Origin of the sequence: Globicatella sanguinis (genome assembly GCF_002847845.2) — a bacterium.
GTDB classification, from domain to species: domain Bacteria; phylum Bacillota; class Bacilli; order Lactobacillales; family Aerococcaceae; genus Globicatella; species Globicatella sanguinis.
In genome coordinates, this window is the sequence record NZ_CP126962.1 from 717987 (window position 1) to 735269 (window position 17283).

The window sequence follows — 17283 nt, forward strand, 5'->3', positions numbered from 1 at the left end:
CTATTTATTTATATAATTTTCTAGTTCTAATATTGCTGATTTTAATACACTTTGATTGATTTCAAGAGGAATTAAATGAACTTTCTCTTTGCTATCGATAAATTCAACTAAATTATCGAGTAATTCTCCTTCTTCAATCTCAATATGCATTTCTTTTAACGACTTAGGTAAATTCAATTCATTATATAATGGTATTAACTCATCAATATCAGCCCAACGTTTTTCGATAGCCATTTGATAAAGAATACCATAAGCAACAATTTCGCCATGTAAATATTTTTTAACGGCTGGATAATATTTTCCTAAACCATCATGCATAGCATGTGCTGCAGCATTACGAGAATATTTACCTCCTAAGCCACCCACCATACCGGCAATCGCAAAGACGATTTCTGATAAACGATAGAATTCATCACTAATGACTTGATTCTTCATGTCTTCAATTGCTTTAGCTGCATCATTTAAAATTTGATCTTTCGATAATACAGTAATGTGTTGAGCAAGTTGCAAATAATTTTCTTTTTGTAAATGAGCTTGTTTCAAAATTGCATCGGATTCATACCATTTCGCAATTGTATCGGCTAGCCCTGCTACAAAATATTCAACAGGCGAATCGATTACGAGCTCAGGATCTGTAATTAAAAAAGCTGCTTGTCTTAAGAAATGTTCTGATTTACCTTCTGATTCACCTGATTCTTTATACATAACTGAAAGTGGCGTCCAAGGAGCACAATTACTTGCTAGGGTTGGTACCACCCCGAAAGGTACATTCGCAATATGTGCAGCATAACCTACCAAGTCGGTTAATTTCCCACCGCCAACACCAATAATGAAATCAATGTCTTGCTTTTCAACAATATCTTTAATTAAGTCCGCGCCATAATAACTACATTCTCCAGTATATTGATGATAGGTGATATCCCCTTCGAAGTTATCAATAAAGCTTAAAAATGGTTTTGCCTTTTCCCAAGAAATAGTTCCGTGCACAATTAAGATATTTTCTGCATGATATTCTTTTAAAAGCTTAGGAATATTTTGTAGTGCACCAATATGATATTGATAAAATGACGGCCCCATTTTTACCTGTAAGTCTGTTAACATGATTATCAAATCTCCTTATTTCATGACTGTTTGGACTGCTGTATGTGGGACTTTCCCATTCACAATCCGTTCAACATCTTCTAAACATTTTAACCCCATACCTTCTAAGCACTCTAATGTATAAGCACCTGTATGAGGGGTCATCACCACATTATCAAATTGTAAATAAGGGTGATTTCCTCGACCTGGTTCAATTTCTAATACATCTGTTCCTAAACCGGCAATTTTTCCTGAAGCTAATCCTTCGACAATTGCTTCTTCGTCTAATAAGGCACCACGAGCTGAGTTTGAAAGATAGACGTGATCTTTCATTAAATTAATTTGTTCAGTAGAAATCATATGGTAGTTTTCTTCTGTCAAATTCGCACATAAACAGATGACATCAGATTGCTTAAGTAATGTTTCAAAATCAACTTTATGAGCACCGAAACTTTCGATATAAGTTTGTGACTTATAAGGATCATAAGCCAATACATCACATTTATATCCATAACGTGCAATTTCAGCAACACAACTTCCTGTATTACCAATCCCAATGACTCCTAAAGTCTTATTAAATAAAGTACGTCCCACATAACTTGCTCGGTCTTCCCAATGATCTGATTTAACTGCTTTGGTCGATTCAGTCACTCTACGCATTACTGTCAGTAAGTTCGTAATATTTTGCTCGGCAACTGCGCCACGTTCAACTAGAGGAGAAACAATCGAAACAACCGTTCCGCATTCTTTAGCCGCTTCTAAATCGACATTGTTATAACCTATTCCATGACGACTGATAAGCAGTAAATCTTTTTTATTATCAAAGAATTCCCTTGTAAAAAACGGCGTTACACTTGAAATCACAATGTTAAATGGTGCTAACACTTCTGCTAACGCTTTTCCATCAATATCACTATCTACATCAATTCGCTCAACTTCACCAATTTCTTCTAAACGTTCAATGTGTTCAGGAAATATACGCCCATAACTACTTGAATTAACAATTGCAATACGATAATTATTCATCTTACTCTCCTTCATAAATCTCATCCGACAACTAAAATGTTTTTACACCCCCATGGAAGCCTTTTATTTTAAATTCATTATACAATAAATAATATTTTTTGTAAACTCTTTCAAAAATAAAATTTATTTTTTGCTCGATATCTTTTAAAATCTATTTATTTTTAGTATAATAGTCTTAATCAGAACTAAGTAGAAAAGAGGAACATCATGAATGATGATACAACCAATTATTATCTAAAACGTAAAATTAAAGCTTTAGGCAGTTCCTTAACCACGATTGAACAGCAAATTGCAGAATATTTAATTAACTCTGATGATTCAATCGGTAAAATGACTTTAGATGAATTGGCTACTTACATCAATGTTTCTAAGTCTTCCATATTTCAGTTTATAAAAAAATTAGGTTTTGAAGGCTATCAAGATTTTAAAATGTCAGTAGTTAAAAATATTTCTGAAATTCGCAATGATAATTTTTTAAGTAATTATCATGATATTGATCAAAAAGATAATACCTATGATATTGCAATGAAAGTTCTAAACTCGAATGTCCAAGCTTTGCTCGATCTTCGCTATAGTATTTCAGAAGAACAGTTAGATCATATTTTAGAAATAATAAATAAATCTACCACCCTTCATTTCTTTGGTCTTGGTGGTTCCTCGGTTGTGGCTTATGATAGTTACCATAAATTTATGCGTACCAAACATCATGTCAATTATATTCAGGACTATCATATGCAATTATCCTATACCACTAAAATGGGGAAAAACGATTGTGTCTTTATCTTTTCCCATTCTGGTATGACCAGAGAATCAAATATTTTAGCAGAGGAAGTAAAGCGAAATAAAGCGAAACTCATTGTTTTGTCAGGTATCAATCAATCGAATCTCGCACAATTAGCGGACGAAACAGTGATTATTACCACCGAAGAATCCGCCTTTCGAACGGAAGCTTTAATGGCAAGATTGGCATATATTAGTATGATGGACTTCATTTATATTAATGTGATGTTAACGGATCAAAAAAGAAATAACGAATCAATCGAAAACATTCGTAAAAGTTTACAAAGTTCTCGTATTCAATCGTAATTATTTAGAAGAATTCATAACACTTTTACAAGTAATGGTTTCAAAATGAAGGTATGGAGTTTTAAGTTTCACTGTTTTAAATTAAATAAATAGTAAAATAAATTTATACCATGTGTAATGATGTTTATACATGGTATTTTTTATTGTTAGGCTATGGCAAATCTCATTCATTCAACACAATAAAATAGGTAGACTCATTATGTCGCTTTCAACTTATTAAATTTGTCATATATTTTAATCGTAATTTATTGTATATGTCAAATGAAAAAGGGACCACTTTGCTGACGAAAAAGGGACCACCTTGCAGTGGTAATAGGAGCTAATCTTCTCCTTTCTCTAGTCCCTTTTTCCATAGGCTTGTTTGCTTCATTCTGTAACTTTCTCCTCGCATATCTACCACATGGGCTTTGTAAGCGAGACGGTCGACAAGCGCTCCTGTTAAAGTAGGATCTTTAAAGCATTCTTGCCAACGATCAAATGTTAAATTAGTGGTAATAATCACCGATCCCTTTCCTATCTGATTCGATAATAAATTAAAGATAAGTTCAGCCCCCGATTCATCGAAGGATAAATAGCCAAGTTCGTCGATAATCAATAAATCTACCTTCTTTAAGCGCTGCTTAAAACGATAAAATTGACTCTGAGTGACGGCCTCTTTCATCTGGATGACTAGATTAGGGGCGTTGACAAATAAGACATTATAACCCTTTAAACAAGCTTCCATCCCTAATCCAATACTGTAATGGGTCTTACCCGTTCCTGGATTTCCTATAAAAATGGCATTCTCCTTTTCTTCAATAAATTGTAACGTCTTTAAGTTCCGTAGTTCCTTTCTAACAGGCTCCTGAAAGACTGTGTCATCAAAGTCCACCAAATACTTCTTCTGATTAAATTTAGCCGCTTTGATTCGCCTTTGATGACTACGGTCCCGTCGATGCATCACTTCTTCATTCAGCCATTCTTCGATGGCCTCTTCAATGTTCAATCCTCTGGCTTGATACTCTTTTATTAATTGCTGGTGATTCTCTTTAAGAAAGGCCAATTTTAGCTCATTAGCTGCTTCAACAATCTTCATCATATAACTTCCTCCAAACCGAAAAGGTCATTGAATTGATGAAGAGTCTGCTGAGTCTGCTGGATGATGGCATCTTGACTCGACTCCATTGAGGGCTCTTCTAGTGAAGAAAGAAGGCTGGCTTCAATGGTTTGAATGCGAACCTCAGGATTTAAAACTTGATATTTTTCAAGTAGTTCTAGGAAATCTCTTGGTTTATCGCTATAATATTTCTCATAGAGGATTTTCAAATCAGGGTTATACTTCAATGCATGTGAATGCTTTAATGCCCCCGGCTTCTTTTTCAAAGTTTTGATATAGTGGAAGATATCGAGACAGAAGCCTTGAAAACCCTCTATTTTTTGATGCCTAGCGATCTCTTGATCATTAGAATAGATAACTAAGCGGTCATGATAGGCTTTCACTTGGACAGTTTTTCCAACTAGGTAATCGGGTACTGAATACTGATTGCGTTCATAATGAATAGCGGAATAACGATTTACCTTTAGTTCATGGAAATCTGCTAATTCAAAAGGTGGGCGATAAGATAAGAGCTGTTCCTTTTCGGCTTCTATTTGGCTACTTTCATTTAGTTTTACCAGTTGGGATTGGAGATGGTCACAAGCTGTTTCTAAACTATCGAACTGATAGACTTTGGTGAAACAAGCTTGACGCACCTTTTTAACCCTGCCTTCTACTGTTCCTTTCTCATTACCGCTGAAACAATTGGTGACGTTGATATCAAACCCATAATAAGTAGCTAATTGAATCAGACGAGCATTCAACTCCTTTTCACTTTTGCCAATAAATCTTGAAACAACGTTACGCATATTATCATAGACAACTTCTAAATAAACACCTCCTACCTGTTCAAAGAAGCGAACATGTGCGTCTTGAAAAACATCTTGTTTCTGATGGGTATATAAATAAGCCCAATAATAATCGGAAGCTGGGCTGGCAAAGACCGCTAGGTAAAGTGTTGTCACCTTTCCATTGATATCCAGCTTAACTTCTCCAAAGTCAAATTCAACTCGGGATCCTAATTCATACTCTTGGCGTATAAAAGCCTCCTTAGCCTTTTTATTCAATTGTCCCCAATAGTGAGCGACCGTTCGATACTTAATATCATAGCCTTCCTCATTGAGTATTTCAGCGACAGCTACGGCAGTTAGAGCTTGTTTATGTGAACCTAATCTTTTTGTTTTCTCTTTTTCTTCTTCAAGCAACTCCTTCATTCTTGCCTCTACTTCTGGAGTAAAGGCTGTTTTCTTTCGGTTAGAGCTATCATACTTTCTCTTTAACACTAATTCCTCTGTGGCACGTTCAAGGGCTTGGTCGTCTTCAGCTTCGCCCAGTTTAACTAGCGTCTCGTCATAAGCATCACAAATTTTTCTGACTGTTTTTCTATCTACCTCCAGTTTACGACTAATTCCTCTTTTAGTTTCTCCTCGACGATAACAACTGATAATTTCAAATTCAAGAGTCATACTTAACACTCCAAGCAACCTCCACTATAAAAATTCTATCTAAATATTATAGCGGATAATTGACTGCAGGTGGTCCCTTTTTCGGCTGCAATTCTTTCGATTTTTGGCCCCTTTTTAGAATACAATAAACATTTATCCACTATGATAATTCTTCGATGAGTCTGGGCATAAGCTTGATAAATTTAGTCAAGTTTATTGTTCGTTAATTAATAGCGCAGTGGTTGAGTGGCCTCGAACTTCGTCTTAAAGACTTGTTTGAGGCCACTCAACTGTGCGGGGGGTGGGAAGACGAAGCGAAAATCATTTAATTTTCTACTTCTTGCCCACTCCCATACTTATTCATACTATAAGAAAATTAATAGTTTCTGAATGACAAAGTTTCATAAAAAAACAAGATGTCTATTAAGAAATACAATAATGTTATCGGAGTTATAGCAATTCTTTTTAATTAATCATTATTACGATCATAAATTTTTTCCTACTAAATAACATTAGAGAGTACTAGTATTAGCACGCTTCATGCTAAAAAAACGACCACTGAAATTAATCAGTAGTCGTAGAAAGAGGCTTAGTCAATGGTCAATTATTGTTTTACATATTCGCTTGCGATGTTACCTGCCTGGCGTCCGAATACGATGATGTCAGCAACTGCGTTACCACCGATACGGTTAGATCCGTGAACTTGACCGGTTACTTCACCAGCACCAAATAATCCTTCAATTGCGGTTCCATCTTCACGTAATACATGAGTTTCAGTGTCGATTTTTAACCCACCCATTGTATGGTGAATTCCTGGTGCAATTTTGATTGCGTAGTATGGCGCATGAGATAAGTCATATTCCATACCTGTTGTTCTTCCAAAGTCTTTATCTTCTTGGTTTTTAACAGCTTCATTCCAAGTGTCTAAAGTAGCTTTTAAGTTTTCAGCAGGAATTTCTAATTTTTCAGCTAATTCTTCAATTGTTTCAGCTTTGGTTACAATTCCTTTTTCTTCGTATTGGTTAATCGCTGTGACAGATTCTTTTAATCTTTGGTCTGCAATGATATAGGCATATTTTTCAGGTAAGGCAATAATGTTTGCGGAAACTTTATCACGAGTTAATAATTCGTCAGTGAAACGTTCACCTTGTTGGTTAACTAAGATACCGCCATCACCACGTACAGATTCGGTTACTAAGTATGAAGTCGATTGTTCAACGGTTGGGTGAATTTGAATTTGATCCATATCCACCACTGCTGCTCCTAATTCTTCAGCCATACGGATACCGTCACCGGTTGCGCCTTCATGGTTGGTCGTCACAAATCCTTCTAATTCTGGTTTGATTTCAGAAACCATTTCTAAGTTACCACCAAAACCACCGGTTGCGATAATCACCGCTTTCGCGTTAATCGTTTTTTCTTCTCCTTCAACCGTTACATTCACACCAGATACTCTACCATCTGTTTCATTAATTTTGGTTACTTCTGAGTTAACAAATAATGGAATTTCTTTTTCGTGAATATTTCTTAATAAACCTTCGACTAAATAACCACCGACAGCTGATCCATCTTCTGGACGGTGGATACGTTTAACTGAAGCACCACCAGAGAAAGTAATGTTGTTTAAAGTAATCCCGATTGAATCTAACCAGTCAATCGCTTCTGCTGAATGATCCACCATATAACGTAATAATTCTGGATCGTTAGTCCCTTTACCACCTTCTAATGTATCCTCATAGAATAAATCATTTGAATCTTCAATTCCTTGTTCTTTTTGGAATTTAGTTTCAGAAGCGTTCATTCCTCCTGAAGATTTAGAAGTATTCCCACCAGCAATCGGCATCTTCTCAAAGATTGCGACATCAGCACCTGCTTCTTGTGCGGTAATTGCTGCTGCCATCCCTCCACCACCAGCACCAATGATTACAATATCATAGGATTCCTTTAAGGTTGCAGGATCTGCATACCATTCTGATGTTTGTGAAGCTCCTGACGTTGTGTCGGCTTCCTCAGCTAATGCTGTTGTAATAGGTGCGCTTAATAACGCTGTTGATATAAGGCCAATCGCCCATTTTCTTAAATTCATTTCTCTTCCTCCAATTGTGAATTTATGAACTTATTCTAACATAATTGAAGGCTTGTTTCAATTGGTTTAAGAAAAAATTATAAGTTTTATTTATAAAGTGCAATAAAAATACATTCGAAAAAGATGCCTTACTTTGTGAAAATCAAACAGTGCTTACCATTACTCTTAAAATTTACAATAAGATTACCCAATTTGTTGCACGTAACTTACCCCTGTTACAAAAAAACTGAGCTAATCTTTTTTGATATTAAGTTTCATATAAGAGAAGAACAATCCTAAAACGAACAGATAATTACGTTTTCTTGTAAATAATTGTTGTTAATAAGTGTTAATTATGATAATATAAGTATATAAAAAGGAGGAATTCGTATGAAAGTGATTAAAATAGATATTCTCAACCACCCTTTATTCGAAGAAAAAGTGGAAGTAAACTTTTTATTAGATGCAAGAGTGACTACAGATGAAAAGCATGAATTATTAAATTTATTCAATAATTACTATCTAAATTACACTTACACTTTTACAGGTCTGAATGCTTCAGGTAAAACACAATTACTCAATACGATTTCATTCGCTTTAAATTTACTGCAAGCACAACCGATCAATTACAGAATTTCATTTTTGCCAACAGATAATATTTTAAATTTAGAATTAGGTCAAACGATTACTTTTGTGATTTATTTTTATGAAAATCTTAATCAAAAACCTACTCTTAACCGTTTAGAAACAACAGTCAGTCGGAAAAGAGATGAATTGGACGGTCAAATCAAGTACATTATTGAGGAAGAATACTTAACTGTTAAAAAAACAACGGGTGTTAGAACGAAGAAAGATATATTCAACTTTGAAAAAGGAAGCTATTTAAAAAAACATGAACGTAACAATGAAGATGTCTATCTAGGTCTTAGCCAAGATGTCTCAATGATGAATGTATTTTATAAAAAAAATGACTATCAAAGCCTTTACTTTAAAGACATGGTAAAGTTTACCAATTTTAATTTTTTTAGTGGTTATGGTTCTATTCCTGAAGAAATCATAAAATTTCTAGATCCTTCAATCGAAAAAATTAACTTTATCTCAAAACAAGATAGTAATGAGATTGGTGTAGAAATTCATTTTAAAAATCAAGATCGTATAGTTAAATTGAATTCCGTTACGGACATCCATACTGTATTGTCCTCAGGTACAGTAAAAGGGATGAGCTTATTTATGGAAATGCTAGTCGTCCTAGAAAAAGGAGGCGTGTTAATTGTCGATGAATTAGAGAATCACTTTAATCGTGAAATTGCCGCAACTTTAATAAAATTCTTTTTAGACAGAAAAGTCAATACTAATGGTGCTATATTGATTTATACCACCCATTATGCTGAATTATTAGATATGCTCGATCGTAATGATGCAATTTTTATTGTAAAAAAACAAGTAAAAATTAATGTCGAAAAACTATCAGCATCATTAAAAAGAAATGATGTTGCTCGCAGTGACCAGTTTATTAAAGGTGTTTTAGAAAATACTGCGCCTGACTATGAAGCGAAAATGAAGTGTATTTGGCAATAGGGAATTGCGTTAAACGGCAATTAATTTTGTATGCCACTTGCCATCACTATCTACTCATGAATTAATGACTCTTTATAACGGAAACTATCGCCTCTAAACATTAATAAATGGGAATGGTGAATGAGTCGATCAATAACGGCTTCCGTTAATACTGGATCTCCAAAGACGTGATTCCATTGCCCAAACTGAAGATTCGTTGTGATGATTAAGCTCTTGTTCTCGTAACACATAGAAATGACCTGAAAGAGTAATTCTGCGCCCTCTTTGTTGAGAGGGATATAACCTAATTCATCTAAAATTATCGCGTGTTGCTTGTCTAGCTGTTTCATCAACTTTGGTAGCTGTCCTTGTTGATTTGCTTCTATAAGCTTGTTAACTAAGCCTGCCACGGTAAAGAACTTCACCTGGCTGCCATATCTATGTATGGCATTTAGGGCAATGAGCGTAGATAAATAAGTTTTGCCCGTCCCAACACCTCCATAAAGAATGAGATTCTCTTGTCTCTTAATGAAATCACCCTGAATAATCGTATCGCGGTCGATTCCGTGCGGAATCTGAATATGTTCCCACTGAAAAGGCTGATGGCCTGTTTTAGGTAGTTGCGCTTGCTTCAACAGTAAGTTGACTTTGCGCTCTTCTCGATGCTCTATTTCCTTTTCAAACAACTTAACCAAGTAAGTTTCATTTGACTCGGCTGTCACCTCGTGGTAATGTTCTCGAATCCAGCTGAGTTTTAAGCGTTTGGCGTATTCTATAATTTGATTATTCACGCGCTCCACCTTCTTTCGCATAGAGGGCGTCATAATGATCAAGTCCTCTTGTGATATCAGGCATATCCGGTAAAGACATTTGTGGCGTGTATGTTGAATAATCCTCTTGATTATTAACGAGTGAATAGAATCGATGTTTAATTTGATCAACACTTGGATGTCCTTGTGCTGATACATCATTTAGCGCCTGATTCAGTAGCGTGAAATCATCATTTTTAAGTAACGTACCTAATAATCTTAAAGCTTCTTTTTGCTCATCTTCTGTACAAGCTTTTAAATATCGCGTCCATTCTTCTGGGAAATGATCATAGATACTGGTGTACTTAATCGCTCGTGGTCGTCGAGATAATAAATCAAGATAGGGTTGCCAAACCATTGATTTTCGTCTAACACCATAGAGTCTCGAATGATGAACCACAGCTTCATGTTGCTCATTTAAAACACTCACTGAATGATATGTGATCGCAACGGTTAACTTATCCCCAGCGAATCGAGGCGAACTTGAGTATTGTTTTTTATCCACAGTAATAAAACCATATTTATCAGCTTTAACTACTTCATAACGTACGCAATCAAATGATTTCTCCGGAAGGAGAAGCCATTGTGCGCAATCCTCTTGATAGAGCGTATCTATTGGCACATCCTTTTTGTAATGAGAACGATCACGATCATCCTCAGCTTTTTGCCATAACGTTTCATTAAATTGATCTAAATCTTCAATATGACATTCCGGTAATAAGAAATTATTCCTTACATACTTCACCATCGCTTCGACATGGCCTTTTTCGTTCCCCTTACCTGGATTACAAAATTCATAATGAAAGCCATAATGCCCCACAAAGCGTTCAAACACATCCGTGAGCTTTCGCTCTCCTTTGCCTAATATCTTTTTCACTGCCGGTCTAAAATTATCAAATCGAATGGTTCTCGGAACCCCACCCATATGATGAAACATACGTTGTAAACCTTCGAGTAAACACTCTGCATTTTCCGAAGGAAAAACCTGAAAATAAAACGTATTACTGAAAGGAAACGACATCACCAAATAGGGTAACTCCATCGATTCTGATTGATAAACAAAAGGAGCCGTTCCGAAATCCACTTGGGCTGTCCCCGGGATAGATTCTAAAGGTAAAGCCGCTTGATCAACCATTGTTTTTAATTCTTTTTTTCGTTTAGAAACATACTGGCGAACACTTCTCTCAGACCCTTTAAAATCATGCTCTTCCACAAGCTGTTGAAATAAACGTTTCGCCGTGCGGCGATATTTCCGTTTCTTTTTAGAATCCTCATTCAACCATTCATCAAGAATTGGTTTTACTGGATCCATGACAGGTGCTTTTCGGCACTGAGGTTTCTTAACTTCAAAGTCTTCTTGATTGGCATATTTTTTTACTGTACGAGCATCGAAACCTGTCTTTCGACTAACACTTGCATAACTTTCATCTTTTTGATTCACTTCATATCTGATATAATTTACTTCAGCCACTGTTAACATCTCCTAAATATCCTCCTGTCAAACGTTATTGGTCTAACGAGGAGTTTAAAGTTATTTTTGAGTGTTGGCAAGTGGTTTTTTGTATATTTTTGGTCGAATTTGACCAACATGAATTAGCTGCCGTAAACTACATTTCAATTATGCCATATACAAATGAAGCTTACTCACTATTTAAAACGTCATTTTTAAAAGGTAGGTATAGCGATGATAAAAAATGCCATTCTTTGTGAAGGTTCTGCAGAAGAAGCGATTATCGAACTTTTATTAATGAACAATTGCCTTATTATAGAAAATGATGAAAGTTTATTAAATGAAGGTCCGATACGTACTAGAAGTGCTGACCAATTTGTTAATAAGCATTTAGGCTTCAGTTTTAAGGCACCTATTAATGTGTACCGCATAATTGATTCAAAAAATGAAAAATTTAATTTGAGTAAAAAAAATCAAAAGATTTTTGAAGGTAAATTAATCATTCATAATATAATTACGAAACCAGAAATAGAAATATTAATCTTTATTGCTGAAGGACACTTTGATAATTATTCAAGAAAAAAATCGAAGATAAAGCCGAGTGAATATTGTAAAAATAACCTTAAAATGAAAGAAGTTAAATCATATCATTATGTTATGGCTTATTTTAAAAATATAGATAAACTCATAACATCATTAATACAATACGAAAGATATATTGGAAAACATGGCAACGAAGAATCCTTGGTGGATTTATTGAAAACAGAATATAAATAACTAACCAATCAGTTATTTAGGAAGGTTCGTTTAATAAGGGAGTGGACCAGAAGTAGAAAATCGATTGATTTTCACTTTGTAGGACCACCCCCCGCATAGTTTGGAGTAGACCAGAAGTAGAAAATTGAATAATTATCGCTTCGTTGGCCTCCCCCGCACAGTTGAGTAGGCCTCAAACAAGTCATTGAGACGCAGTTTGAAGCCAATCAACCTTTCCGCTTTTAAATAACGAACAATAGTTTGATTAAATTTATCGAGTTTATAGCTAGCCTCTACTCATCAATTTGATTTTAAAGACAAACATTCGCTCATTATTTTCGACTGCATAGTCAATTCCATAATTTTTGAGTAATGTTTTGATGATATATAAGCCTAAACCATGGCTATCTTCTTTATTCAAATCAAATTTTATGTCCATTAACGGTTTTAAATCAACTTCAGAATGTGTCACATTGGCGACACACAACCAGTCGTTTTTGACATCAATTGAGATGACAGTATTCGGTTCTGAATATTTGACCGCATTACTAATTAAATTGGACAAGACCAAATTGAGTGCTTTTTTACTAATTAATAGTTGTTCTGAGTGAACGGTACTGTTAAAGGTCAAATGATTGCGCATGGCTAATTCATCATATTTTACTAAGACGGCGTCTAACACCGATTTAATGGTAACCCATTCCTCATCATCCTTTAAATATTCTAAAGATGAAAAAGTTAAAATTTGTGAAATATTATAAGTTAACTCATTAGTAATATCCAAACATTTATCGATATACAAATCACGATCCTTGTATTTGCCAATATTATATTTCATGTTTTCTAAAATAATTTTCATCCGTGATAAGGGTGTCTTCAATTCATGCGACGAACCTCTTAAAAAGTCATACTTCATCTGTTCTAATTTGATGATTTCTTTATTTTTCACTTCGATGTCGTCAATTGAACTTAACAATGACCGGTATAATTCATTAATTTGTAATTTTAATTCTGCTATTTCATCCGCACTGTTCACCTCTAAATACGCCTGGCGATCAAGTTGCATCATTTGATCGGTTACCTCTTTTATTTCACTTACATTGCGCTTAATCATTTTAGCATAGATAAAAGCAATGAGGATCGAGACGGCTATTGAAAATATTAAGCTCAGTGGTAAAAATTTAAAACTGATGGATTTGGCTTCCTTTAACATATCAGCGGTTGAAACAAAGTTAATCATCAATTCACTTCCGCTATTGGAATGAATGGCCCGTTCTTCAACAATTAATGAATTGGTATTGCTGTTTAAATTAACATCAATGCCCTCATCTATTGCGAGTTCATTCGCATTCACCCCTTTTTTTATAAAGGCTTTGATGTCATTACTACTTGAGAAAAATTCTAATGATTGGGTAATGTAATTCAAATCTTTGCCATCTAAATGTTCCGCTATTTCATCAGCCTTCACGGTCAATTCATGTTTACGTGTTTCTAAGTATGATTTGGGAAACATAAAGAAGACTAAAAGGTGAATAATCATGATAAGAAGCACGAGCACCGAAAAGATTTGAATGAACATTTTAGGTAATATTTTTAATTTTTTCATTGTCTCTCCAATTTATAACCAACGTTACGCACCGTCACAATGCAATCCAACTGTAATTTCTTGCGCAACTCTTTAATATAGACATCAATCACACGATCAAACGGTATCTCATCCGTGTCTTTCCAAACATTATCTAATATTTGACTTCGGGTTACCACCCGTCCTTCATTGCTAGATAAATATTTCAAGACTTCCAATTCTTTCGCTTTCAAGTCAATGATTTCACCCTTTAACTTGGCGGTATAATTTAAAAAATTAACCTCTACATCCTTGTAAACAAACTGATCAGTCGTCCCATAATATTTTTTCAAAAGGGTTTCAATACGAACTTTTAATACCGGTAATGAAAATGGTTTTTGAATGTAACCATCCGCAAAATTTGTAAACGCATCGATTTTATAGTCTTCATCACCAAAGGCGGTCAGCATAATCACCGGTAAATCTGATTTTTTGCGAATTTCTTTCAAAACATCAATCCCATTAATGATCGGCAACTGAATGTCTAAAATAATCAAATCGATGTCAGCATTAAATTTTGACAATGCTTCCGCACCATCTTTCGCTTCAATGACCGAATAATTATATTCTTTTAAATATTCACTAACTCCTTCACGAATCATTTGATCGTCTTCAACTATCAATATTTTCATATAATCCTCCATTAATTGTTGTGACATAACTACTTTTTGGTAACAGGTATTCTTAAGCTATCATCACTCAACCCTAATACGCTATCTATTAATGTTTTAAAGTGTCTATGTGACAGGTATAATCTTCTACTTGAATACTCCAACAAATCCCTTCAAAACATCAAAATACCGCTTACCTCTCTTTCCTTATTATATCAAAGGTAGAACTGCGTTTGGTAGTCATTCATTTAAAATTTTGATTGAGCATTGAGCTAGAAATTTATCCTACACTTACTGAAGCTATTCAACTGCTTAACTTTTTACCATTAGAAAAACTGAATTCAAAAAGTCGATTCGATTGCCCAAACAATCACTGATAACATATAGGGTACCAGGAGCTAGCTTCACATAAAACGCGCAAAACCAATGACTGATAGCATATGGATTAACTGGTAGCTTCTCACATACAAACATCCAAACACTGACTGATAGCATAACGGTTAACTAGATCCAACCACACATCTAGTCTGCCAAACATTCTTTCCCTTCCCAATTTTATGTCTATCTTGTCCACCAAACATTCTTTCCCTTCCCTACTTTAGGACTTTGTTCCCACTAAGCAGAAACACAATAAAGTGGATATTGATAAAATCATGGTCCTATCCAATATCCACTTAAAAATTTATTTAGTATCGATTAATAATTCACGAGGATTTTTTCTAATAGTTTGATATGAAGAGATAAACAGTGATATGACTAACACAACCAAAATAAAACTTCCTACTAATAATAATGATTGTAGATCAACCTGAATCGAAAGATCAGAGAGGGTTTTAGTAAAGCCTTCTGTTTCTGCTCCAGCCCCTAATTGACTTGAGGCTGCTTTTTCTGCGATTTCATTTAAGATATTATTATTAATTCTATCTAAGATAAGATTACTAATCTGTGTTCCGACTTTATTGGTGAGTAAGTAGGCACCTAACATAGCTGGTACACTAATTAGAATCATCTCCAACAAGTGTTGGCAGAATATTTGGCCTTTCGTTCTACCAATTGATAACATGATCGCAATTTCTTTTTTACGAGCATTCATCCAAAGGGTTAATAATAAGGTGATAATAATACCCGCAAACACTAATGAACCGATTAATAATTGGTTGGTAATCGCAAAGATTTTCGAAATCGATAATTGTAAAGCTGGGTAATTAGCCGTACTCTTAATTAAATTATATTGTCTCCAATCAATGTCCAACTTCGATAATGTTTTGATGACTTGATCGACATTGACATTACCTTTTACGAAAAAGGTTGCATCTTGGTAAACAGCGGTATCTTCAGTATTACCATATACTTTCGCTGCGGTATCGATATCCGAGATAATATTGTTTTCATATAATTCTTGAGAGGCAACGACCCCGCCTTTATTATGGCCATCAAATATCCCTTTGATTTCAACTTCAACCGTTTCATTGGCTTGTTTGACATTATCGGCATCATAAAGATTAGATTTTAATTTGATTTTATCGCCAATCTTTAAATTATTCTTCTGCGCTAAATCTTTATGAATTAACACCTTGTATTGGTCTTGGTCATTTAAATGACTACCTTCGATTAAAGTAAAGGCACCGGAAACGAATTTCGTTTCTTTTTCAGAATTGTTAACCCCGGTAATCATGACAGCATTTTTAAAGTTTTCGCGTTGGTTTTGTTCTGTTTGAGGTGTTTCGATTAACTCATGATCGACTAAATCGGCGACACTGTTAATTCGTTTCACAAATGAGTCCACGACTTCTGTCTCAGAAATTTTCTTAATGTCTTCACCTTTAACATTCCCCCCACCACGAGGTGTCCCAAAATTGACTTGGCGGTTTATTTCCATTAAGAAACTACTATTAATATTCCCAAAGGTCGAGCTTACCATTTCATTGGTGGATTGTTTGATGGAAACACTCATTAAGCCGATGGAAGCCATGACTAAAATGACTAAAAAGATAATGAATGATTTTAAGCTTTTTCTGGTTACATAGGCAATCGCATTTTTAAACATTATTGATCCCCCTTATTCTTAACTGGGACTAATTGTTTGTTCTTCAATTCTAAAACAATATCGGCGGCATCGGCTACTTCGCTACTGTGGGTGACGACAATCACGCATTTGCCTTTTTGTTTGGCAATGTCTTTTAAGATGTCAATAATCTCGGTCGCCGTATCCTTGTCTAAATTACCTGTTGGTTCGTCCGCTAAAATAATAGGGGCTTTCGATACCAAAGCGCGTGCGACAGCCACTCTTTGTTGTTGACCACCGGACAGTTTTAAGACATTACGATTGATTTGGGTTTCATCTAAGCCTAATTCCAATAAACTCTCCTTGGTCGCATCAGAATTGACTAATTTTAAATTCTCCAGCGGGCTTAAATAATCGATTAAGTTATAATTTTGAAAGACTAGTGAAATATTGTGTTTACGATGATAACTATAACCATTTTTAGCAATATCTTGCTCTTTAAATAATATTTGGCCACTTCTTGGTGTGTCTAAACCTGCTAATAGTGACAGCAAGGTCGATTTACCAGCACCTGATTTACCGATGATGGCATAAAACTTGCCGGACTCAAATGATTGGTTCACTAGCGATAAGACTTGTTCATTGCTTTTTTTATATTGATACGAAATGTTTTTTAATTCAAGTATTTTCATTG

General features: G+C 34.9%; 14 protein-coding genes. 3 read left to right on the forward strand and 11 right to left on the reverse strand.

Going from position 1 to position 17283, the window contains the following annotated elements; genetic code table 11:
- Entirely contained in the window at nt 1-1101 is a 1101-nt protein-coding gene (locus CYJ72_RS03045) for an iron-containing alcohol dehydrogenase family protein (RefSeq protein ID WP_284630385.1), read from the reverse strand.
- A gap of 15 nt (nt 1102-1116) precedes the next feature.
- Nucleotides 1117-2106, reverse strand: a complete 990-nt coding sequence (locus CYJ72_RS03050; protein WP_066126148.1) for a D-isomer specific 2-hydroxyacid dehydrogenase family protein — start codon at nt 2104-2106, stop codon at nt 1117-1119.
- 207 nt (nt 2107-2313) lie between these two features.
- Here CYJ72_RS03050 and CYJ72_RS03055 point away from each other — a divergent pair, with 207 nt between their 5' ends.
- Nucleotides 2314-3192: a MurR/RpiR family transcriptional regulator gene (locus CYJ72_RS03055; protein WP_066126150.1), complete on the forward strand. Its 879-nt coding sequence runs from the start codon at nt 2314-2316 to the stop codon at nt 3190-3192.
- A 319-nt stretch (nt 3193-3511) separates the two neighbouring features.
- Here the strand turns inward: CYJ72_RS03055 and istB (CYJ72_RS03060) are convergent, their stop codons facing one another.
- From istB (CYJ72_RS03060) to CYJ72_RS03070, 3 genes are all read right to left on the reverse strand, one after another.
- Nucleotides 3512-4270 (reverse strand): IS21-like element helper ATPase IstB, encoded by a 759-nt coding sequence (gene istB, locus CYJ72_RS03060; protein ID WP_071408384.1) that lies wholly within the window; start codon nt 4268-4270, stop codon nt 3512-3514.
- Entirely contained in the window at nt 4267-5733 is a 1467-nt protein-coding gene (gene istA / locus CYJ72_RS03065) for an IS21 family transposase (RefSeq protein WP_284630389.1), read from the reverse strand. Before istA (CYJ72_RS03065) ends, istB (CYJ72_RS03060) begins: the two co-directional genes overlap by 4 nt.
- A 583-nt stretch (nt 5734-6316) precedes the next feature.
- Complete coding sequence (locus CYJ72_RS03070; RefSeq protein ID WP_284630391.1) at nt 6317-7798, reverse strand: flavocytochrome c; 1482 nt, start codon at nt 7796-7798, stop codon at nt 6317-6319.
- A 369-nt stretch (nt 7799-8167) separates the two neighbouring features.
- On the opposite strand from CYJ72_RS03070, the gene CYJ72_RS03075 reads away from it, so the two are divergent.
- On the forward strand, nt 8168-9355 hold the full coding sequence (locus CYJ72_RS03075) for an AAA family ATPase (protein WP_284630392.1): 1188 nt from the start codon (nt 8168-8170) through the stop codon (nt 9353-9355).
- Between the two features lie 50 nt (nt 9356-9405).
- Here the strand turns inward: CYJ72_RS03075 and istB (CYJ72_RS03080) are convergent, their stop codons facing one another.
- Both istB (CYJ72_RS03080) and istA (CYJ72_RS03085) read right to left on the reverse strand, forming a co-directional pair.
- Nucleotides 9406-10125, reverse strand: coding sequence for an IS21-like element helper ATPase IstB (gene istB / locus CYJ72_RS03080; RefSeq protein ID WP_101814115.1), 720 nt, complete (start codon nt 10123-10125; stop codon nt 9406-9408).
- The gene (gene istA / locus CYJ72_RS03085; protein WP_101814116.1) at nt 10118-11623 is read right to left on the reverse strand and encodes an IS21 family transposase; all 1506 of its coding nucleotides are present in this window, start codon (nt 11621-11623) and stop codon (nt 10118-10120) included. The genes istB (CYJ72_RS03080) and istA (CYJ72_RS03085) overlap by 8 nt, the downstream gene beginning before the upstream one ends.
- 204 nt (nt 11624-11827) lie before the next feature.
- Here istA (CYJ72_RS03085) and CYJ72_RS03090 point away from each other — a divergent pair, with 204 nt between their 5' ends.
- Entirely contained in the window at nt 11828-12370 is a 543-nt protein-coding gene (locus CYJ72_RS03090; RefSeq protein ID WP_284630395.1) for a hypothetical protein, read from the forward strand.
- Between the two features lie 265 nt (nt 12371-12635).
- Here the strand turns inward: CYJ72_RS03090 and CYJ72_RS03095 are convergent, their stop codons facing one another.
- The 4 genes from CYJ72_RS03095 to CYJ72_RS03110 form a co-directional block, all read right to left on the reverse strand.
- A complete protein-coding gene (locus tag CYJ72_RS03095; RefSeq protein WP_284630397.1) occupies nt 12636-13955 on the reverse strand; it encodes a sensor histidine kinase in 1320 nt (439 codons plus the stop codon).
- A complete protein-coding gene (locus tag CYJ72_RS03100) occupies nt 13952-14605 on the reverse strand; it encodes a response regulator transcription factor (RefSeq protein ID WP_071409302.1) in 654 nt (217 codons plus the stop codon). The genes CYJ72_RS03095 and CYJ72_RS03100 overlap by 4 nt, the downstream gene beginning before the upstream one ends.
- A gap of 661 nt (nt 14606-15266) precedes the next feature.
- Nucleotides 15267-16631 (reverse strand): ABC transporter permease, encoded by a 1365-nt coding sequence (locus tag CYJ72_RS03105; protein ID WP_284630399.1) that lies wholly within the window; start codon nt 16629-16631, stop codon nt 15267-15269.
- Nucleotides 16631-17281, reverse strand: coding sequence for an ABC transporter ATP-binding protein (locus tag CYJ72_RS03110; RefSeq protein WP_284630401.1), 651 nt, complete (start codon nt 17279-17281; stop codon nt 16631-16633). Before CYJ72_RS03110 ends, CYJ72_RS03105 begins: the two co-directional genes overlap by 1 nt.
- Nucleotides 17282-17283: the final 2 nt, after the last annotated feature.